Genomic DNA, 21,151 nt, shown 5'->3' with positions numbered 1-21,151 from the left:
GATGGCCACATAAGATTCCTACGCTTTTTTTCTATTGAAAAAGCTCTGAATGACGGTTCTATTTTTAATTTTAGTATGCATTATAATTATAGCTCGTCATTCTGAGGTATTATTTCAACTTCACGAAAAAAGGAAATTGTGAAAACTTATTATTCATATTATCTAACCTTAATCCATATTTCAATTTTAAAAAAAACTGTCTAACAAATAATCGGATATGAAGATTCTACAATCATCTTTACACCTTTTCTTAATTCTTTTGAATTTATAAAATCATAAAAAATCTTATGCCTACCATTTTTAAACTTCATATTAATTCAACTTATAATAAATTTGGTCTTCTTCTAAGGCATTTAACAACTCTTGAGTAACTTTTACTTTTTGTCTTCGACTAGGCATTTCTAGTTTTATTTGCTCCCTATTATCGTAAATAACAAAATCAAGCATATGGCTTCCTGGATGCATGGAAATTAAAGATTTTAAATTCTGAATTTTTTCTGATTCTAATTCTTTAATATTTAATTGTATAGATAATTTACGTACGTATTTATCCATAACATCATGCAACAATTGGAAACTATTAAATTGTAATCGTGGGTCACTTTTTTTACCAGTATCTCTATTCACCCAACCTTCACGTACAAAAGTTTTTACGTGTACAAAAGTGTTTTTTAGTAAAAATGGACGATGTTTTAAATAGTCTTCTCCAAAAATTCTAAATTCAAAAGAATCTGTATAATCTTCAATAGTAAATAATGCCCAACCTTTACCTTGTTTACTTACACGATGTTGCACATCTGTAACAACACCTCCAAAGGTTATATCTTTATTAACATGTTCATGCAAATCATTAAAATAAGCAATGGTTCCCGTACAGAAGTTTTTCATTTCGGTTCTAAAATCATCTAATGGGTGACCAGAAATATAAACACCAACAACCTCTCGTTCTTGCGCTAACTTCTCCATAGTTCCCCAAGTTTCACATGGCGGTACTTCTGGTTCGGCTATTTGCACATCACTTCCTCCACCAAATAAACTTACTTGTGCAGAATTTTCATTTTCTTGATGTTTCGCGCCATATTTAATTGCTTTTTCCAGAAAAGTTAAATCGCTACCTTCTTTATGAAAATACTGTGCACGATGCGTATCTGTAAAACAATCAAAACCACCAGCTAAGGCTAAATTCTCGAAAGCTTTTTTATTGGCTGCACGCAAATCTATTCGTTTTGCAATATCAAAAATAGATTTATATGGTCCATCTTTTTTACGGTTATCTACAATAGTCATTACCGCACCATGACCAACACCTTTTATTGCTCCCATTCCAAAACGCACTGCATTGTCTTTATTTACAGAGAATTTATAATAACTCTCGTTAACATCTGGACCAAGTACAGGCAATTTCATACGTTTACACTCTTCCATGAAAAATGTAACCTGCTTAATATCGTTCATGTTATTAGACAGTACTGCTGCCATATATTCTGCAGGATAATGTGCTTTTAAATAAGCGGTTTGGTAAGCAATCCAAGCATAGCATGTAGAGTGCGATTTATTAAAAGCATAACTTGCAAAAGCTTCCCAATCCTTCCAAATTTTCTCAAGTTTTTTAGCATCGTGACCTTTAGCACTTGCTTGCTCGATAAATTTTGGTTTCATTTTATCTAGTACCGCAATCTGCTTTTTACCCATTGCTTTACGTAAAACATCGGCTTCACCTTTAGTAAAATCTGCTAGTTTTTGTGAAAGCAACATTACTTGCTCTTGGTAAACTGTAATACCGTATGTTTCTTTTAAGTACTCTTCCATTGCTGGTAAATCGTACTCTATATCTTCATCACCATGTTTTCTACGAACAAAACTTGGAATGTATTCCATTGGTCCTGGTCGATATAGTGCATTCATGGCAATTAAATCGTCAAAAACCGTTGGTTTTAAGTCTTTAAGGTGTTTTTGCATTCCAGGAGATTCATACTGGAATACACCAACAGTTTCTCCTCGTTGGAATAAAGCATAAGTTTCTTCATCATCTAAAGGAAAGTTTTCTGGATCAAGCGTGATGCCATGTTTTGCTTTTACAATCTTAACCGTATCTTTAATTAAGGTTAAGGTTTTTAATCCTAAGAAATCCATTTTTAATAAACCTGCATCTTCTACTACAGAGTTATCAAATTGGGTAACATATAAATCTGAATCTTTAGCAACAGAAACAGGAACGAATTTTGTAATATCGTCTGGCGTAATAATTACACCACAAGCGTGAATACCTGTATTTCTTACAGAGCCTTCAAGTGATCTTGCAATGTTTACGGTTTCGGCTTGCAAATCTTCTCCTTCAGAGATATTTAAAAGCTCGTTTATTTTCTCTAAATCTTCAGCTCTAAATTTGCTTCCTAATTCTTTTTCCGATAGTCCAAATATCTTACCTAATTTAGACATTGTTGGAATAAGCTTCGCTATCCTATCGGCATCAAATAACGGTAAATCTAAAACTCTGGCAGTATCTCTAATTGAAGATTTTGCTGCCATTGTACCATAAGTAATAATTTGCGCTACTTGATTACTACCGTATTTTTCTATTACATAATCCATGACACGACTTCGACCTTCATCGTCAAAATCAATATCAATATCTGGCATACTTACACGATCTGGATTTAAAAAACGCTCAAAAAGTAAATTATACTTCATTGGGTCTATATTGGTAATCCAAAGGCAATAAGCCACTACAGAACCTGCTGCAGATCCACGACCTGGACCAACAGAAACATCCATATTTCGGGCTTCACGAATAAAATCTTCTACAATTAAGAAATAACCAGGATATCCTGTTTTTTCAATAACGCTTAACTCAAAATCTAAACGCTCTACTACTTCTTCTGATAGTTCTTCGCCATATCTTTTTTTAGCTCCTTCGTAAGTTAAATGCCTTAAAAATGCATTTTCTCCACGTTTGCCGCCATCTTCTAAATCTTCTTTATGCTGAAATTCCTCAGGAATATCGAAGGCTGGTAATAATACATCACGAGCTAATTGAAATCCTTCAATTTTATCTACTACTTCTTGAATATTAATAATTGCGTCTGGCACATCTTTAAAGATGTTTTTCATGGCTTCTGCCGACTTGAAATAATATTCTTGGTTAGGTAAACCGTAACGATAGCCACGACCACGACCTATTGGTGTTGCTTGTTTTTCACCATCTTTTACACACAATAAAATATCGTGCGCATTAGCATCTTCTTGCTTTGCGTAATAGGTATTATTTGTTGCAACAAGCTTTACATCATGCTTTTTTGCTAAACTTATTAAGGTTGGATTTACACGATTTTCATCTTCTTGATTGTGGCGCATAAGCTCTACATACAAGTCGTCCTGAAAAGTTTCTTTCCACCAAATTAAAGCTTCTTCGGCTTGATTTTCTCCTACATTTAAAACTTTACTTGGCACTTCGCCGTAAAGGTTCCCTGTTAAACAAATTAAGTCTTCTTTATACTGCTCAATTAGTTTTTTATCTATTCTAGGCACATAATAAAATCCATCTGTAAATGCATGCGACGAAAGTTTAGCAAGGTTATGGTAACCGTTTTTATTTTTTGCAATTAATACAATTTGGTAACCATTATCTTTTCTAGATTTATCTAAATGGTTTTCACACACAAAAAACTCACATCCTACAATTGGTTTTATTTTTTTTGCATCTGTTGTTTTACCTTCAACTGCTTTGTTATGTTTGTTTACTGCATTAACAAAGTGAAATGCTCCCATCATGTTTGCATGATCTGTTAGTGCTACTGCAGGCATATTATGCTCTGCTGCAACAGCTACAATATCTGCAACACTCATTGTTGACTGCAATACCGAAAACTGAGAGTGGTTGTGTAAATGCACAAAATCTACAGCTTGTAAATCGGCAATATTTTCCTTTATTTCTTCAGAAGAAATACCGCTTGATTGTTCCTTTTGTAGTCTGGCATTAATTTTAGCACTTTCCTTTTTTAAATTAATGTGCTTTAAGCCAATTAACTGAATAGGTTGCGGATTGGCTTCAGAGAAATTCTCGAAATAATCTGGCTGTACATCAAGTTGTTCTTTGGTGTATTGTTGCCTTCTTATTAATTCTAAAAAACAACGTGTTGTTGCTTCAACATCGGCAGTTGCGTTGTGCGCTTCAGCAAATGGTTGATTAAACAAATATTGATGTAACTCTGTTAAAGTTGGTAGCTTAAATCTACCGCCACGACCACCAGGAATTTGGCACAAACTTGCTGTGTGCTCTGTACAAGTGTCTAAAACCGGTAGTTCTTGTAATTGATTTGCAATGTCTTCGCGTACAAACTCTGCTCCCATTATATTGAGATCGAACTTTACATTTTGACCTACAACAAATTTTGTTTTATTTAAAGCTATATTAAACTTCTCTAAAACCTCTATTAGCTCAACTCCTTGTTCTTGGGCTAACTCTGTAGAAATACCATGAATTTTTTCGGCATCATAAGGTATATTAAAACCTTCTGGTTTTACTAAATAATCTTCACTCTCAATACAGTTTCCCATAGCATCATGTAACTGCCATGCAATCTGGATACATCTTGGCCAATTATCTGTATCTGTAATTGGTGCATCCCAACGTTTTGGTAAACCGGTTGTTTCTGTATCAAATATTAAATACATAAATAGCTGTTATTAAGGTGTTTTGCTAAAAAAGCTGTGAGAAATTATTGGCCTATAAAAATACATAAAAATGAGAGTTTAAAAAGTTAAAGTTATCAAGAGTTATAAAGACCCTATTTTTACGAGAATAAAAGCTTTTAAACAGCAAAAAGTCAACTCTTTCGAGTTGACTTTTTCAGCAAATTTCTTTTTCATAAAAAATTTTAGCTTACCAATTCTAATTTGGCTTTTTCTGTATTAATTGCAGACTGTATTGCGTCTCTATGTTTTGCAATCAAGTTATCAATTGTTGGCGGCAAGTTTTTTTCTGTAATCATAGTATTGTATTCTTCAAGACTTGATTCCTCACCTCTAATTGCTTCTTCTAAAATTGCTTCTTCATTGTTAGATGAAAACGTATTTTTTAAATTCATCCAATTTCTATGCATTGTGCCTTTAAACGTTCCAGAATCTTCAGGAATTTGTCCGTATTGTAAGATTTCGGTTCTTAATTCTTTTGCAAATTCACTTCTTTCTGATGCTCTTCGTTTAAAGAACATTTTTAAATCGTTACTTTCTACATTTTGGTAGGCATCTATGTATCCTTTTTCGGCATCATAGTTTTTTACAAGTAGTTCGTTTAATTTGTTTGAAATTTCTTCAGTATACTTCATAATATCTTTTATCATTTTAAATTCCAATACTTTTTTTTATGATGCGTATTGTTTCACATCAACAATTTAAAGATAGTAGATATTAGATGCGATGTCAAGTTGTTTAACACACTTTATGAGTGATTTCAACCTTTTTAAGAGTCTTTAACAAAAACCAAAAAAAAGCGCAACCTTACGACTGCGCTCTAATTATTGCGTATTAAATCTTATTTTAATAGTTAATATCTATAACTCCCATAGATAATCCTACATCTTGTCCTCCATTATAATCGTTAACAGCGCCTGAAAATGTACCTTGAATAGCCGTGTTTGAATTTGTTGTAATTGTGGTAGTAAATTCACCTAAAGTCATATTTCCCGGTATAGGCTCATGGTTGACACCGTTTATATTTATTACAAAATTACTTACAATGTCTGTTCCTGTTTGTCCTTCTTCTATATCAAACTGAACGTAGTCTGTATTTGCTGCATCTTCAACTATAACCGTTTTTGTTGTACCAATTAATGTTACACTCTCATTAGCATTAAAAACTCTGTCTGTGCCATCTACCTCTACTTCTATACTTGTAGTTAAAGTAGTTGTTGCTGTACAATCTAAAGCATCAACCATATCTTGAATAGTACCTCCTGGATCGCCACAAGATGAGATTTTATTTAATAAAGCTGTTCTATAAGCATTACAAATGTCTTCATATTGAGGATCATTTGTTGGAGTTGCATTATAAGTAATAGATGTAGCGTTAACAGAGTTTTCTGCACTGTCGCAAGATATGTTTGTACTTCCTCCAACTGCAACTGCTCCAATTAATGGTACGTTATGAAAAAAACCTTCATTAAAATTAACAGCAGATAAACCTGAATTAGAAAAAGCATTGAAATAAAACTCTCCAGATACAACACCTTCTTCTAAGTTAATATCTCTAAGATTTATTACTCCTGCTGGAGGGTAAACTTGCACTGTTTCGTCTGGCTCATTACTTGTAGAGTAGAATACCTCATCAACATCTAATAAAGTAGCAAAAGATGCATTTTCTACAACTTCATAACAACTACCTACATTATCTTGAAAAACTCCCGTACACAAACTAGCATCTGAAGGAAAAGCTACTAAAGTTATCGTTTCAAAATTATTAAACGCAACAATAGTTAAAACACCACTGTTGTCTAAATTTGCAGTATATGAAACTGCTTCCCATATATTACCATCTTTTTTCGCACTAAAAGAAGGAGTATTAAATTCAACTTCTTCGCCACATCTAAAAAAAGCAAAAGTTATAAGGAATAAAACGATAATTTTTTTCATAGTATTTAGTATTTCAAGAAACCAAAAATAAAATAAAAAATCACAATGTAATAGTTTTAATATAAAAACTTGATATATAAATAAATATTGTATCTTTGCACACTTATTAATAATCGAGGTCGCGTACCTCACAAATTAATTTTTATGCCTGTAAAAATCAGATTACAAAGACACGGTAAAAAAGGAAAACCTTATTACTGGATCGTAGCAGCAGATGCTCGCGCGAAAAGAGATGGTAAATACCTAGAAAAAATAGGTGCTTACAATCCAAACACTAATCCAGCAACTATTGAATTAGACGTTGATGGAGCAGTAAAATGGCTACAGAATGGTGCACAACCAACTGATACTGCCAAAGCATTATTATCTTACAAAGGTGCTTTATTGAAAAATCACCTTGCTGGTGGAGTTCGTAAAGGTGCTTTAACTGAAGAGCAAGCTGAGAAGAAATTCGCTGCTTGGTTAGAAGAAAAAACTGGAAAGGTAGATGCTAAAAAAGAAGGTTTATCTAAAGCGGAAGCTGAAGCTAAAGCCAAAGCATTTGAAGCTGAAAAAGCAGCTAACGAAGCAAGAATTGCAGCTAACGCTCCAGTTGTTGAAGAAGAAGCTCCAGCTGAAGAAGCAGAAGCAACAAACGAAGAAGAATAGAAAATTAATTTTTTATACTTTTAAACTCCGATAATTTTTTTTTATCGGAGTTTTTTATTACAAAAAAACTAAAATTTATTATTAGGTTAAACACAAACAATACCTAAGTAATTATTAATATATTTCCGCAATAGTGGAAACGAAACAAAAATTTTTCGATGACTAAAGACGAATGTTTTTTTCTTGGTAAAATTGTAAAAAAATACAGTTTTAAAGGTGAGTTATTAATAAAACTGGATACAGATGAACCTGATTTATACGAAAACTTAGATGCCGTATTTGTAGATGTTAGAGGTAATTTAATACCTTTTTTTACTGAAAGTTCTCAATTGCATAAAAGCGAATTACTTCGTGTAAAATTTGAAGACGTAGATACAGAAGCAGATGCTGATGCTTTAATAAAAAGTGAATGCTATTTGCCGCTTTCTACATTACCAGAACTAGACGACGACAAGTTTTACTTTCATGAAATTATTGGCTTTACCGTAGAAGACAAAAACTTTGGAACTGTAGGCACCATTAAAGGTGTTAATGATAGTACTGCTCAATCTTTATTTGAAATAGACAGAAATGGTATTGAAATACTAATACCTATGAATGATGAATTTATTTCTAAAGTAGATAAACAAAACAAAACCATTTTTGTTAATACTCCCGAAGGATTAATTGATTTGTACCTTGAAGAATAATGAGTAAACCTTTTGATTTTAAACAGTTTACAGTAAAACAAGACCAATGCGCCATGAAAATTGGCACCGATGGTGTTTTACTTGGTGCTTGGGCAACCCTTACCAAACAACCTCTTGCAACACTAGATATTGGTGCCGGAACAGGAGTTTTATCTTTAATGTTAGCACAACGTAGTCATGCAGAAGTTATAGATGCATTAGAAATAGATGAAAGTGCCTACGAACAATGTGTTGAAAATTTTGAAGCCTCACCTTGGAGCGATAGATTATTTTGCTATCATGCAGATTTAGCTGAATTTACCGAGGAGATTGAAGATAAATACGATTTAATTATCTGTAATCCTCCATTTTATAGTGAAGATTATAAAACAGAAAACACACAACGCGATTTAGCACGTTTTCAAGATGCTATGCCTTTTGAGCATTTGGTAGATAGTGTTTCTAAATTATTAATGGAAGACGGTACTTTTTGTACTGTTATTCCTTTTAAGGAAGAAGATAAATTTATTGACTTAGCTTCAGCCGTAAACTTAATGCCTAACAAAATTACTCGTGTTCGAGGTACACTAAATTCTGAAATTAAACGTTCTTTAATTGAGATGTCTTTCCGCGAAAGCGCTATTGAAATTAATGAACTTATTATAGAAAATGCTCGACACGATTATACAGAAGATTATAAAAACTTAACCAAAAGTTTTTATTTAAAAATGTAACCCATTTTAATTTTTTTACTTGCCAAAAGCATTTTTTTGTTCGTACCATTTACATTTTAAGCTTATATCTTAAAATAGCTTTAGTATGTCATTTTTTGTTTACTTTTATAAGGATTAATTTTTAAAAACAAATCTCTTGTCATCAGAAAAAATTGACATTTCAGCACTTAATTTAACAAAAATCCTTTTACTTACAGGAAGTGTTTTTACCTTATTATATTTTGGTAAAAATCTCATCATGCCTTTGCTTGTTGCTGCCATAATAGCCATATTGCTCGATATTCCGGTACAAAAACTTAAAAATTTAGGGTTACCTTCTTGGCTTTCCATAACACTATCGGTTTTACTAATGGTTTTGATATTCTCGCTGCTTTTTTGGCTTTTGAGTTCTCAAATTAATAATATGGCTCAAGATTGGTCTGTTATTAAAGAAAAAGCGACAGAAAAATTAAATGCTTTTTCACAATGGGCAAATAACAGTTTAAATTGGGACTACAAAGATTACATAGAAAATAATAAGAAATTAGTCCAAAAAGCGGAAAGTTTAGCCAGTTCATTTTTATCTTCATTAATGAGTTTGCTTTCTCAATCACTTATTATTTTCGTTTACATTATTCTCTTTTTAATGCAAAAACTCCAATTTATTAATTTTTTCAAAAAACTATTTACAAATCAAACCGCCATACATTCACTTTTAAAAAATTCGGCAAAGATTACTAGAAACTATTTCGTGGGTAAAGGTAAGATTATGCTGTTTTTGTTTGTTATATATTATATTGGGTTTCTTATTGGCTCTGTACCTTATGCTTTATTTTTAGCCTTATTTGCCGCATTGTTTTCCATAATTCCTTATGTTGGAAATGTAATTGGAGGTGGTGTAGCGGTAATTTTATCCTACTTATATGCAGGTTCTACACCAGCATTAATTGTAATTAGTGTTGTGTCTGCTACCCAGCTTGTAGAAAACTATGTGCTTACACCTTGGATAATAGGAGACGAAATTAACTTAAATCCTTTTATAACAATTTTTGGTATTATATTATTTTCAGCACTTTGGGGAGTTGTAGGTGCAATTATATCCTTACCAATAATTGGAGTTTTAAAAGTTATTTTTGACCACACCAAAAACATGGAGCCTTATGCTTATTTATTTAAAAAATCCGAGTAAAGATTTCTAAATTAATTTTAAAAACCTTTCTTTATTAGTTTTAAATTGTGACATGAAAACGTTTTCGTTATTTTTGTAAACCAAATTTAAAATTTCATTTTATGAAACCAGATTTATTTGAAGCTCCAGATTATTACAATCTTGATGAACTTTTAACAGATGAACATAAACTAGTTCGCGATGCTGCCAGAGAATGGGTTAAACGCGATGTCTCTCCTATTATTGAAGAAGCTGCACAAAAAGCAGAATTCCCAAAATCTATAATTAATGGATTGGCAGAAATTGGTGCTTTTGGACCTTACATTCCAGAAGAATATGGTGGTGCTGGTTTAGACCAGATTTCTTATGGTTTAATTATGCAGGAAATTGAGCGTGGAGACTCTGGTGTACGAAGTACAGCCTCTGTACAAAGCTCACTAGTAATGTATCCTATTTGGAAATATGGTAACGAGGAGCAACGCAATAAGTACTTACCAAAATTAGCTAGTGGCGAATGGATTGGTAGTTTTGGTTTAACAGAACCAGATCATGGAAGTAATCCTGGAGGAATGGTTACTAATTTTAAAGATATGGGAGATCATTATCTTTTAAATGGTGCAAAAATGTGGATTAGTAATGCACCGTTTTGTAATGTAGCCGTTGTTTGGGCTAAAAATGAAGAAGGTAGAATTCACGGTCTTATTGTAGAACGTGGTATGGAAGGTTTTACAACGCCAGAAACACATAACAAATGGTCACTAAGAGCAAGTGCTACTGGTGAACTTATTTTTGATAATGTAAAAGTCCCTAAAGAAAACTTATTGCCAAACAAATCTGGTTTAGGCGCGCCATTAGGCTGCTTAGATTCTGCTCGTTTTGGTATTGCTTGGGGAGCAATAGGTGCTGCAATGGATTGTTATGATACTGCTTTACGCTATAGCAAAGAACGCATGCAGTTTGGTAAACCTATTGGCCAGTTTCAATTACAACAAAAAAAATTAGCCGAGATGATTACCGAAATCACCAAAGCACAATTATTAGCATGGCGTCTTGGCGTTATGCGTGAAAATGGTACTGCAACATCTGCTCAAATTTCTATGGCCAAACGTAATAATGTAGAGATGGCTATAAATATTGCTAGAGAAGCTAGGCAAATGCTTGGTGGTATGGGAATTAGCGGCGAGTACTCAATCATGCGTCATTCTATGAATCTTGAAAGTGTTATTACTTACGAAGGCACACACGATATTCATTTACTAATCACAGGCTTAGATGTTACAGGCCTTAATGCCTTCAAATAAAATAAGGTTATTTAATTATTTTACTTTTACGAAATAGATATTTGTAATAGTTAAAAAACCAAAAAGTATTAAAGTGCGTTTCTATATAGAAGCGCATTTTTTATTTTTGTAAAAAAGAAATTAATGAACATAGATCAAGTAAATAAAGAACTCTCTACACTAAGACAACAGCTAATTAACCATAGTTTGTATAAAAAAATTGAAACGACTGAAGATTTATCGTTTTTTTTAAAATCTCATGTTTTTGCAGTTTGGGATTTTATGTCATTATTAAAAGCTTTACAGCAAAAATTAACATGTACTACGACGCCGTGGATGCCAACTGGTAATCCAGAAACTCGTTATTTAATAAATGAAATTGTTTTAGCCGAAGAAACCGATATTACTTTAAAAGGCGAACGTAAAAGTCATTTTGAAATGTACTTAGATGCCATGCAAGAAAGCAACACGGCTACAACAGAAATAGACACCTTTTTATTAGATGTAATTGAATCTAAAAACGTAAATATCGCAATTAAAAACAGTAATTTAAATCCTGCATTAAAAGCCTTTTTAAGTTTTACTTTTAAAACTATTAACCAAAAAGAAGCTCATGAAATCGCAGCAGCTTTCACCTTTGGGAGAGAAGAATTAATACCAAATATGTTTACCGAAATTTTAGGCAAATTGCAACTTAATTTTCCTGAAACAAATTTAGAAGAACTTATCTATTATTTTAAAAGACACATTGAATTAGATGAAGATGAACACGGACCAATGGCTATGAAAATGATAGAAGAACTGTGTGGTGAAGACTCTAAAAAATGGGAAGAAGTTATTGCTATTTCTAAAGAAGCTTTAACTGTACGAATTAATTTATGGAATAGTATTGAAGCTGAAATAGCTTCAACAAACATTGAGGCTTAAATAGTGTAAGTAAAGAATTTTATTTAATTTCGTTTAAATGTCTATTTTATGTTCTCAGCTAAAAAGAGATTAGATCGTGCTTATAAAAAAGCTAAAATTGTTGATTTTGACAACGATAGTAAAATAGTACTATTTAGCGATTGCCACCGTGGTGATAATAGTTTTGCAGACGATTTTGCAAACAACAGAAACATTTACTTTCATGCCTTAAAGCATTATTACGCTGAAGGTTTTACCTATTGTGAGCTAGGCGATGGCGATGAACTTTGGGAAAACCTATCTTTCGATTCTATATTACATGCGCATAAAAACGTTTTTCTTTTACTAAAAGAATTTCATAAACGTAATCGTTTACATATGATTTGGGGAAACCACGATATGGTTTATAGAAATCCTGATTATGTAAAGAAAAATTTAGCTACATATTTTGATAAGGTAATAGGACAAGATGTTGAGTTATTTGGCGACATTAAATATGAAGAAGCTATTGTTTTAAAGCATTGCCAAACAGGACAAGAACTCTTTTTAACGCATGGTCATCAAGCCGATTGGTGGAATTTTCTGTTTTGGAAATGGAGCCGTTTTATGGTTAGAGTGCTTTGGAAACCTTTAAACGTTATGGGTATTGCAGATCCAACAAGTCCTGCTAAAAACTACAAGGAACTTATTAAAGTAGAACGCCGTACTAAAAAATGGATTATAGAAAACAATAATTTAATTACTGTTGTTGGCCATACGCACAGGCCACGTTTTCCAGAACCTGGTGATATTGCTTTTTTTAATGATGGTAGTTGTGTACATCCAAGAAGTATTACTGGTTTAGAAATTGAAAATGGAGCTATTTCTTTAATTAAATGGCAAATTTCTACTACAGATAATGGAACGTTACAAATTGTGAGAGTATTGCTAGAAGGACCTATTGCTCTAGAGAAATATAAAACTAACTAAGAACTAATGCTTCGCTTTTTAATTTTGCTTTAGGTGCTAAAGTTTTCATTTCTATAATTTTTTTAGAAACACTAGCTTCATCTATGTAAGTAGAACTTCTACCTAAAAAAGCTTTATTAAATGGTTTTAAAACCTCAAAACACCAACTACCACATTTTAGTTTTTTCTTCTTGTAAGCAGCAACATCATCACTATAATTTCTAAGTTGTCTTATTGCCTCCAAACTTTCTACTTTAGAAGCATATGCCTGACTTACAAATGTAATTTCACTATTAATTTTTAGTAATACTCTAAACTCTCCACGTTTAGGTATATAGATTTCATAAACCGCCATAAATAACTAAATCTCTTACAATAGGTATTTACGTACAAAAAAGTGTTTTGGTTTTTTATTTTTAACTTTCTGGAGCTAATTCTACTTCTAATCCTTCTAATTCTGGAGTAATATGAATTTGACAGCCTAGTCTAGAATTATCTTTAACATAAAATGCCTCAGATAACATTGCTTCTTCGTCATCTTGCATTTCAGGCAATTGGGTATCACTTAACACATAGCATTGGCATGATGCACACATAGCCATACCTCCACAAACACCAATTGTACCTTCTTCGGCAAGCTCGAAAGAACGTACTACTTCCATTAAATTCATAGCCATATCTGTTGGTGCTTGAACCTTATGAGTTTTTCCTTCTCGGTCTGTAATTTTTATGTTTATATCCTGTTCCAATGCTTTATATATTATCTACTAATTAATATAGTATTATTCTATTTTTTTTACAACAGCCTTTGGTGCTTCTTTTCGTGTACCATCAAAACCATCTACTCCTGCTACTGTTGTATACTTCATAACATAGCGTTTTCCTGGGTTTATAATTTTGTATGCAGACTGGCACATTAGTGTTGCTTCATGAAAACCACAAAGTATTAACTTTAGTTTACCTGGATATGTATTTACATCTCCTATAGCAAACACACCAGGAATATTGGTTTGATAATCTAAACTGTTATCTACCTTAATTGCGTTTTTCTCTATTTCTAATCCCCAATTAGCTATTGGACCTAATTTGGGAGATAAACCAAATAGTGGTATAAAATGATCGCATTCTATTTCGAATTCTTTTTCTATATGTTCGGCTTGTTTTACAACAACTCCTGAAACTTCTTTAGCTCCAAGTATACCTACAACCTCGGCTGGAGTTACTAGGTTTATTTTACCTGCGTTTTTAAGTTCCTGAACTTTTTCTACAGAATCTAAATGACCACGAAATTCGTTACGTCTGTGAATTAAAGTTACTTCTTTTGCGACATCGCTTAAAAATATACTCCAGTCTAAAGCAGAGTCTCCTCCACCAGCAATTACTACCTTTTTATCTCTATAGACTTCTGGGTCTTTAATAATATATTCTACGCCTTTATCTTCAAAACTTGCAATGTTATGAATTAATGGTTTTCTAGGCTCAAAACTTCCTAAACCTCCTGCAATTGCAACAACTGGTGCTTGGTGTTTTGTGCCTTTATTTGTTGTTACTATAAAACTTCCATCTTCTTGTTTTTCTATGGTGTCTGCACGTTCTCCTAAGGTAAAACCTGGCTCGAATTGCTTACATTGCTCCATTAATTTGTGCGTTAAATCGCCCGCAAGAATTTCGGGATAGGCTGGTATATCGTAAATAGGTTTTTTTGGGTATATTTCTGAACATTGCCCACCAGGTTGTGGTAATGCATCTATTAAATGGCATTTTAGTTTTAATAAACCTGCTTCGAAAACGGCAAATAGTCCTGTTGGACCTGCTCCAATTATTAGGATATCTGTTTTAATCATTTTATTCTTGCGATAGTAGGAATTTTACATTTCTACTATTCTTTTTTTATTATAAAACTGGCAAGGTTATAAAAGCCTTACTGTTATATGATTTATGTAAATACTCTTGGGTATGTGCGTGAAGGATTAAGGCTTTGTTGGAGCTCATTTTTAATAGCGACTGCCGCAAGCCTGACCTTTAGGTCACGCCCAAAATTAACTCTCTATATTTATTACTTTTTCTATTTGTGGAGCATACTTTTTTATTGTCATTTCGACTCCAGATTTTAGCGTCATCTGGTTTACACTACAGCCAACACAAGCGCCTTGTAACTGGACTTTAACCAGCTTATCATCTTCTATTGATAGTAACGTTATATCACCACCATCACTTTGTAAAAAAGGACGAATTTCTTCTAGTGCTTTTTCTACATTTAGTCTTAGTTCTTCTGTTGTCATTTGCTATTATTTAACGGCCGAACATCCAGCCATTGTTGTAATTTTTATTGCTTCGGTTTCTGGCAAATTCTCGTTTCTATTAACGACTTCTTGTACTACGTTTTGCGTTAATTTCTCGAATGCTTTTTCTAGTGGTGTTGCTGTTTGCAATGCTGCTGGCCTACCAACATCTCCTGCTTCACGAATACTTTGTACTAAAGGAATTTCGCCTAAAAGTGGTACACTTAAATCTTGAGCTAAATTTTTTGCGCCTTCTTTTCCAAAGATATAGTATTTATTATCTGGCAACTCTTCTGGTGTAAAGTATGCCATGTTTTCTATAATACCTAAAACGGGTACATTTATACTGTCTTGCTGGAACATTGCTACTCCTTTTTTAGCGTCTGCTAATGCTACGTTTTGCGGTGTACTTACTACTACTGCGCCTGTTATTGGTAAGGATTGCATGATACTTAAATGTATGTCTCCTGTTCCTGGCGGCAGGTCTAATAATAAGAAATCAAGTTCTCCCCAAGCAGCGTCAAAAATCATTTGATTTAAGGCTTTTGCTGCCATTGGTCCACGCCATACTACTGCTTGATCTGGCTTTGTAAAAAAGCCTATTGATAGTATTTTTACGCCGTAATTTTCTACGGGCTTCATTTTAGATTTTCCATCTACGGTTACAGATAGTGGTCTTTCCATTTCTACATCTAGCATTATTGGCATTGATGGCCCATAAATATCGGCATCTAAAACACCTACTTTAAAGCCCATTTTTGCTAATGTTACTGCTAAATTTGCTGTAACTGTAGATTTACCAACACCACCTTTTCCTGATGCTACTGCAACTATATTTTTTATTCCAGGTATACTTTTGCCTTTAATCTCGTTTGCTGCAGGCTTTACTGGCGCTTCTACTTTTAAGTTTACTTTTACTTGTGCTTTTTCATATACTTTTTCATGAATAGCTTTTAGTATTTCTACTTCGGTTTTTTTACGTGCTTGTAAAGCTGGATTTGTAATTGTAATATCTACAATAACTTCATCTGCAAAAGTAACTACATTTTTTACAGCTCCACTTTCTACCATGTTTTGTCCTTCGCCAGGTACTGTAATGGTTTCCAGTACTTTTAATATATCTTGTTTTGTGATTTTCATATTTTATTTTTAATAATAAAAAAGAATAAAGAATGAAATACAGTTTCTTAAATCTTAATTAAAATTCTTAATCTTATCTAGATTGCTTCTAAACGCAAAGATACTATATAAAGATTGAAGTATAAAGTGGTTAGTTTGAAGATTTTCTATTGGACAATTAATAAACCTTATAGTTCTTTTGATGGATCCCAATAAACACTTTCTAGGTTTTGAATTTGATTGTTTTTAACTTCTACACCTTCACTTTCTAAAAGTTGTTGCATGAGGTTTGTACCATTAAAATGATGTTTTCCTGTTAACAGGCCTTTTTTATTAACTACACGATGTGCTGGCACCTCTTTTTCTACAGACCCATTCATGGCGTAGCCAACCATTCTTGCGCTTCTTGGTGCGCCAAGATAATTACCTATTGCACCATAACTGGTTACTCTACCGTAAGGGATTTGTTTTGCAACCTTGTAAACTTTTTCGAAAAAATTTAGTGTTTCTTGTTTCATTTTCAAAGTTTTAAAACACTACCATTCTCTAATTATATTAATAAAAGTAACAATAGAAATTATTCCTGTTATTATACCAATTGTGTAGTTTATTGTTTTTTGCGATTTAACTTTTTTGCTTTTTATTCTTTTAAAAAAGAATATATAAACGTAGAGCATTACAAATGTTCCTGTTGCTGCACCAGAGACATAAGATGCTATACTTGTTTTATTTAAGGTCATTAATCCTGCTGTTGCCAGCGTAGTACCCATATAGGCTTGATATGGTATTGGAAAAACATTTAAAGCTGAAAGTAGCATACCCTCAAAAAAGCGCCCTTTTTTACTTTTAATTATAGGTTTAATTTTAGGCTTTTCTTCTTTATTTGCTAATACCAAAAAATAAATAGTTAGTAATACAAATATTACAAAAGCTACACGTTGTAATATATTAGTAATATTTGGATGACTGCTTAAATAACTTGCAAAAAGCAAAGCTATAAGTGTTTGTATTACAACCACTATACAAACACCAATAGAGAACATTAAGCCTCTTGTGTAGCCATCTTTTATGCTAATTTTTGCAGCTGTCATATTCAACAAACCTGGAGGAATGACACCTACCAAAGCAATAATTAAACCTAATGCAAATGTGATTGTAATTTCCAATACTACTTAATTTTGAACCTAATATAAGTAATTGCTTTGTCTTGTTCTAAATATATACTTTCGTAATGCGTTTGTATACTTGTTACTTCTTCTGGACTTCCTTCTTGTTTATATACATTATGGTTTGCATATAAAACTTCATGACCTTCACCGTGTAACAAACCTAATGTATAGCCATGCATAAATTCACTATCGGTTTTTAAATTCATTACACCATCTGGTTTTAATACTTTTTTATAGCGCTTTAAAAATTCAGAATTTGTCATTCTGTGTTTTGTACGTTTGTATTTAATTTGTGGGTCTGGGAAAGTAATCCAAATCTCATCTACTTCATGCTCTGCAAAAGCTTTATCTATTAATTCTATTTGCGTTCTTAAAAAAGCAACATTTGGCAAATGCTCTTCTATAGCGGTTTTAGCTCCACGCCAAAAACGGGCACCCTTAATATCGATACCTATAAAATTTTTGTTTGGATATTTTTTAGCAAGGTTAACAGAGTATTCGCCTTTACCACAACCCAATTCTAAAATTAAAGGATTAGAGTTTTTAAAATAATCTTTATTCCAGTTACCTTTCATTTTATAAACTGCATCAACCAAGTCTTCTCGCTTAGGCTGAAATACATTAGCAAAGGTTTCGTTTTCGTTAAATCGCTTAAGTTTATTTTTACTTCCCACTTTGTAAATTTAAATTTTTGGTAAAATTACGGAAATATACGAGAGCAGTAATATGTTTACCTTTGATATTTATATGAAGAAAAAAATTTTAGTTGCTCCTTTAAATTGGGGAATTGGCCATGCTACTAGATGCATACCAATAATTAATTGGTTAATTGATTATAATTTTGAACCTATTATTGCCAGTGATGGTGATGCTTTAAACTTATTAAAAAAAGAATTTCCCAAACTTAAATACGAAACATTACCTAGTTACGATATAGAGTATACTAAAAAAGGAAACAACCTTAAATGGAAATTAATTGCACAAACACCCAAAGTTTTAAAAGCAAAAAAAGCCGAAAAAAAGATTACTGCTACTTTAGTAGAAAAATATAATCTTTCGGGTATAATTTCTGACAATAGATTTGGTGTTAGGCACAAAAAAGTACCTTCGGTATTTATTACGCACCAATTAAATGTACTTAGTGGCAATACTTCGCAACTTAGCTCTAAACTGCATCAAGGTTTAATGACAAAGTTTGATGCTATTTGGGTTCCAGATTTTAAAAACGAACCCAGTTTAAGTGGTAAACTTGGACATACTAATGAAACTAATAATTCTAAACTATTTTATTTAGGTCCTTTAAGTAGATTAAACAAAACTACAACTAAGGAAATTTATGATATTATGGTTTTAATTTCTGGACCAGAACCTCAACGCTCGCTTTTAATTAAAAAATTATTTACAGAATTAAAAAACTATAACGGAAAAATTATTTTTATAAAAGGTGTAATAGAACCAAAACAAACTTGTGAAGTTAATGGCAACTTTACTGTTTATAATTTTATGACATCTAAAGCTTTAGAACACGCTATAAATAGTAGTAAAGTAATAATTTGCAGATCTGGTTATACTACTGTTATGGATTTAACAAAATTAGGTAAAAAGGCCTTTTTTATTCCTACTCCTGGACAATTTGAGCAAGAGTATTTGGCAGATTATTTTAATACTTTAAAACTTGCTCCCACATGTTCTCAAGATCAATTTACATTAAACAAACTTGAAACTATTACTACTTATAGCGGATTAAACATGGAATATACTAATCCAGATTTAGAGGCTTTGTTTGGCCTTTTCTAAAGTAAAAGAAAATTCACTACCTACATCAAGTTCACTTTCTATATAGATTTTTTCGTCATGACCTTCTATTATGTGTTTTACAATAGATAGTCCTAAACCAGAACCTCCTTCTTTTCTAGAACCACTTTTATCTACTCTATAAAAACGCTCAAATAATCTTGGTATATGGTCTTCACTAATACCTTCTCCATTATCTGTTACACGAACTATAACTTTGTTTTTTATTAAGTTTTCTATACTTACTTCTGTTGTTCCTTTTTTTCTTCCATATTTAATAGAATTTACTACTAAGTTTGTAAGTACTTGTTGGATTTTTTCTCTATCTGCATGTACATATATTTCACTATCATACGTTCTATCGAACATTAAAGTAATATTTTTTTTTGCCGCTTTCATTTCAAACAACTCAAATACACTTTCTATTAGAGCTACTATATCAAAAGTTTCATAATCTAGCCTAATATCACCAACTTCTAATTTAGTAATCATATCTAAATCTCTAACAATGTAAATTAAACGTTCTACTCCTTTGTTAGCACGATCTAAATATTTATCTCTAATTTTTTTATCTTTTGCTGCACCATCAATTAAGGTTTCTAGATAACCTTGCACAGTAAATAGTGGTGTTTTTAACTCGTGAGATACATTACCTAAAAACTCTTTTCTATATTCTTCTCTAATATTAAGTGTTTCTATTTCTACTTTTTTGTCTTTTGCATACCTATCAATCTCTTCTTTTAAAGTAGACATATCTGTGGTTATTCCTTTTTTTCTAAAGGTTGCAGACTCTAGTAAGGTTAAGTCGTCATAGATTTGCTTAACGCGTTTGTAAATAAAATTTTGAGCTCTGTATTGTATTACAGCAAAAGCTGTTGAGAAACATAAAATTATAAATACTAATAGTGCTAAGGGCTTTATAGAATAAAATATAAATAAAAAAACACTCACTACGAGTGTTAAAACTATTGTTAGTAACAATGATGTTTTAAAGGCAAATTTATATGTTTTTCGTAATTGCATTATTCTATAAACTTATAACCAACACCTTTTATTGTTTTTATAGATTTATCTCCAATTTTGTCTCTAATTTTTCTAATGTGAACATCTATTGTTCTACCACCAACAACAACTTCGTTACCCCAAATGCGTTCTAAAATATTTTCTCTTTTAAAAACTTTTCCTGGTTTTGATGCTAATAAAGATAATAATTCAAATTCTTTTTTAGGTAAAAGTATTTCTTTACCATCTAAAATAATTTTATACTCTTCTTTATTAATGGTTAGATTTCCAACTTTAACTATAGTAGCATTTCCTTCTTCGGCTTTTAAGCGGCGCAATAAAGCTTTTACCTTGCTTAATAGTAATTTTGGTTTAATAGGTTTTGTAATATAATCATCTGCTCCTGCATCAAATCCTGCAACTTGAGAATAATCTTCTCCTCTAGCAGTTAAAAAGGTAATGATTGTATTTTTTAATTCTGGGACTTTTCTAATTTGTTCGCAAGCTTCAATACCGTCCATTTCTGGCATCATTACATCTAAAATAATTAAATGAGGTTTTTCTTTTTTGGCTTTTTTAACACCTTCAACGCCATTTGATGCTGTACTAACTTGGTATCCTTCTTTTGATAAATTATAGCCTACAATTTCTAAAATATCTGGTTCGTCATCTACCAGTAAAATTTTAATGTCTTGGTTGTTCATTATAATATAATTCCTTAATAGTTAGCGTAAAGATAAAATTATTACCTCAATTTTCTATATTTAAATAATTAATAACATTATAGTAACACAATTTCGTCTTTAAGCACTACAACTTATTAA

At 32.1% G+C, this 21,151-nt stretch carries 22 protein-coding genes; 8 read left to right on the top strand and 14 right to left on the bottom strand.

What is annotated here, in order from left to right:
* Positions 1–312 precede the first annotated feature (312 nt).
* The 3 genes from dnaE to LACAL_RS15010 all read right to left on the bottom strand — a co-directional run bounded on the left by dnaE (position 313) and on the right by LACAL_RS15010 (position 6,630).
* Complete coding sequence (gene dnaE, locus LACAL_RS06575; protein ID WP_013869936.1) at positions 313–4,674, bottom strand: DNA polymerase III subunit alpha; 4,362 nt, start codon at positions 4,672–4,674, stop codon at positions 313–315.
* Between the two features lie 203 nt (positions 4,675–4,877).
* Entirely contained in the window at positions 4,878–5,327 is a 450-nt protein-coding gene (locus LACAL_RS06570) for a PA2169 family four-helix-bundle protein (protein ID WP_013869935.1), read from the bottom strand.
* A 211-nt stretch (positions 5,328–5,538) separates the two neighbouring features.
* Positions 5,539–6,630: a DUF6252 family protein gene (locus LACAL_RS15010; RefSeq protein WP_013869934.1), complete on the bottom strand. Its 1,092-nt coding sequence runs from the start codon at positions 6,628–6,630 to the stop codon at positions 5,539–5,541.
* Positions 6,631–6,774: 144 nt separating this feature from the next.
* Between LACAL_RS15010 and LACAL_RS06560 the strand changes: the two genes are divergently transcribed.
* From LACAL_RS06560 to LACAL_RS06550, 3 genes are all read left to right on the top strand, one after another.
* Entirely contained in the window at positions 6,775–7,278 is a 504-nt protein-coding gene (locus tag LACAL_RS06560; RefSeq protein WP_041301344.1) for a 30S ribosomal protein S16, read from the top strand.
* A gap of 158 nt (positions 7,279–7,436) precedes the next feature.
* Positions 7,437–7,967, top strand: a complete 531-nt coding sequence (gene rimM / locus LACAL_RS06555; RefSeq protein WP_013869932.1) for a ribosome maturation factor RimM — start codon at positions 7,437–7,439, stop codon at positions 7,965–7,967.
* The gene (locus tag LACAL_RS06550) at positions 7,967–8,680 is read left to right on the top strand and encodes a tRNA1(Val) (adenine(37)-N6)-methyltransferase (protein WP_013869931.1); all 714 of its coding nucleotides are present in this window, start codon (positions 7,967–7,969) and stop codon (positions 8,678–8,680) included. Before rimM ends, LACAL_RS06550 begins: the two co-directional genes overlap by 1 nt.
* Before the next feature lie 114 nt (positions 8,681–8,794).
* Here the strand turns inward: LACAL_RS06550 and LACAL_RS15555 are convergent, their stop codons facing one another.
* On the bottom strand, positions 8,795–9,010 hold the full coding sequence (locus tag LACAL_RS15555; RefSeq protein WP_237701032.1) for a hypothetical protein: 216 nt from the start codon (positions 9,008–9,010) through the stop codon (positions 8,795–8,797).
* Here LACAL_RS15555 and LACAL_RS06545 point away from each other — a divergent pair.
* The 4 genes from LACAL_RS06545 (at position 8,919) to LACAL_RS06530 (ending at position 12,982) form a co-directional block, all read left to right on the top strand.
* Positions 8,919–9,848 carry an AI-2E family transporter gene (locus tag LACAL_RS06545; protein ID WP_237701024.1) on the top strand — a complete coding sequence of 310 codons (930 nt, stop codon included), beginning with the start codon at positions 8,919–8,921 and terminating at the stop codon, positions 9,846–9,848. The two genes, LACAL_RS15555 and LACAL_RS06545, sit on opposite strands and share 92 nt — an antisense overlap.
* Before the next feature lie 101 nt (positions 9,849–9,949).
* Positions 9,950–11,128, top strand: coding sequence for an acyl-CoA dehydrogenase family protein (locus LACAL_RS06540; protein WP_013869929.1), 1,179 nt, complete (start codon positions 9,950–9,952; stop codon positions 11,126–11,128).
* 123 nt (positions 11,129–11,251) lie between these two features.
* Complete coding sequence (locus LACAL_RS06535; protein ID WP_013869928.1) at positions 11,252–12,034, top strand: DUF3050 domain-containing protein; 783 nt, start codon at positions 11,252–11,254, stop codon at positions 12,032–12,034.
* A 48-nt stretch (positions 12,035–12,082) separates the two neighbouring features.
* On the top strand, positions 12,083–12,982 hold the full coding sequence (locus LACAL_RS06530; RefSeq protein ID WP_013869927.1) for a metallophosphoesterase family protein: 900 nt from the start codon (positions 12,083–12,085) through the stop codon (positions 12,980–12,982).
* Here LACAL_RS06530 and LACAL_RS06525 read toward each other — a convergent pair.
* The 8 genes from LACAL_RS06525 to trmB form a co-directional block, all read right to left on the bottom strand.
* A complete protein-coding gene (locus LACAL_RS06525; RefSeq protein WP_013869926.1) occupies positions 12,975–13,316 on the bottom strand; it encodes a hypothetical protein in 342 nt (113 codons plus the stop codon). The two genes, LACAL_RS06530 and LACAL_RS06525, sit on opposite strands and share 8 nt — an antisense overlap.
* A 61-nt stretch (positions 13,317–13,377) precedes the next feature.
* Entirely contained in the window at positions 13,378–13,710 is a 333-nt protein-coding gene (locus tag LACAL_RS06520; RefSeq protein ID WP_013869925.1) for a 2Fe-2S iron-sulfur cluster-binding protein, read from the bottom strand.
* Positions 13,711–13,743: 33 nt separating this feature from the next.
* The gene (locus LACAL_RS06515; RefSeq protein WP_013869924.1) at positions 13,744–14,805 is read right to left on the bottom strand and encodes an NAD(P)/FAD-dependent oxidoreductase; all 1,062 of its coding nucleotides are present in this window, start codon (positions 14,803–14,805) and stop codon (positions 13,744–13,746) included.
* Positions 14,806–15,000: 195 nt separating this feature from the next.
* Complete coding sequence (locus tag LACAL_RS06510; protein WP_013869923.1) at positions 15,001–15,243, bottom strand: NifU family protein; 243 nt, start codon at positions 15,241–15,243, stop codon at positions 15,001–15,003.
* Between the two features lie 6 nt (positions 15,244–15,249).
* Complete coding sequence (locus tag LACAL_RS06505; protein WP_013869922.1) at positions 15,250–16,383, bottom strand: Mrp/NBP35 family ATP-binding protein; 1,134 nt, start codon at positions 16,381–16,383, stop codon at positions 15,250–15,252.
* Positions 16,384–16,550: 167 nt separating this feature from the next.
* Positions 16,551–16,880, bottom strand: a complete 330-nt coding sequence (locus LACAL_RS06500) for an MGMT family protein (protein WP_013869921.1) — start codon at positions 16,878–16,880, stop codon at positions 16,551–16,553.
* Positions 16,881–16,898: 18 nt separating this feature from the next.
* Positions 16,899–17,528, bottom strand: coding sequence for a LysE family transporter (locus LACAL_RS06495; protein ID WP_013869920.1), 630 nt, complete (start codon positions 17,526–17,528; stop codon positions 16,899–16,901).
* A 2-nt stretch (positions 17,529–17,530) separates the two neighbouring features.
* Complete coding sequence (trmB, locus tag LACAL_RS06490; RefSeq protein WP_013869919.1) at positions 17,531–18,205, bottom strand: tRNA (guanosine(46)-N7)-methyltransferase TrmB; 675 nt, start codon at positions 18,203–18,205, stop codon at positions 17,531–17,533.
* Between the two features lie 73 nt (positions 18,206–18,278).
* Here trmB and LACAL_RS06485 point away from each other — a divergent pair, with 73 nt between their 5' ends.
* Positions 18,279–19,328 (top strand): glycosyltransferase, encoded by a 1,050-nt coding sequence (locus LACAL_RS06485; protein ID WP_041301774.1) that lies wholly within the window; start codon positions 18,279–18,281, stop codon positions 19,326–19,328.
* Here the strand turns inward: LACAL_RS06485 and LACAL_RS06480 are convergent.
* Both LACAL_RS06480 and LACAL_RS06475 read right to left on the bottom strand, forming a co-directional pair.
* Positions 19,302–20,348: a cell wall metabolism sensor histidine kinase WalK gene (locus LACAL_RS06480; RefSeq protein ID WP_013869917.1), complete on the bottom strand. Its 1,047-nt coding sequence runs from the start codon at positions 20,346–20,348 to the stop codon at positions 19,302–19,304. The genes LACAL_RS06485 and LACAL_RS06480 overlap by 27 nt on opposite strands.
* Positions 20,348–21,031 carry a response regulator transcription factor gene (locus LACAL_RS06475; protein ID WP_013869916.1) on the bottom strand — a complete coding sequence of 228 codons (684 nt, stop codon included), beginning with the start codon at positions 21,029–21,031 and terminating at the stop codon, positions 20,348–20,350. Before LACAL_RS06475 ends, LACAL_RS06480 begins: the two co-directional genes overlap by 1 nt.
* Positions 21,032–21,151 lie beyond the last annotated feature (120 nt).

The sequence above is a fragment of the Lacinutrix sp. 5H-3-7-4 genome, from assembly GCF_000211855.2.
GTDB lineage: Bacteria > Bacteroidota > Bacteroidia > Flavobacteriales > Flavobacteriaceae > Lacinutrix.
Note: the sequence above shows the minus strand (reverse complement) of the source record. Positions and strands in the feature narration are given on the sequence as shown.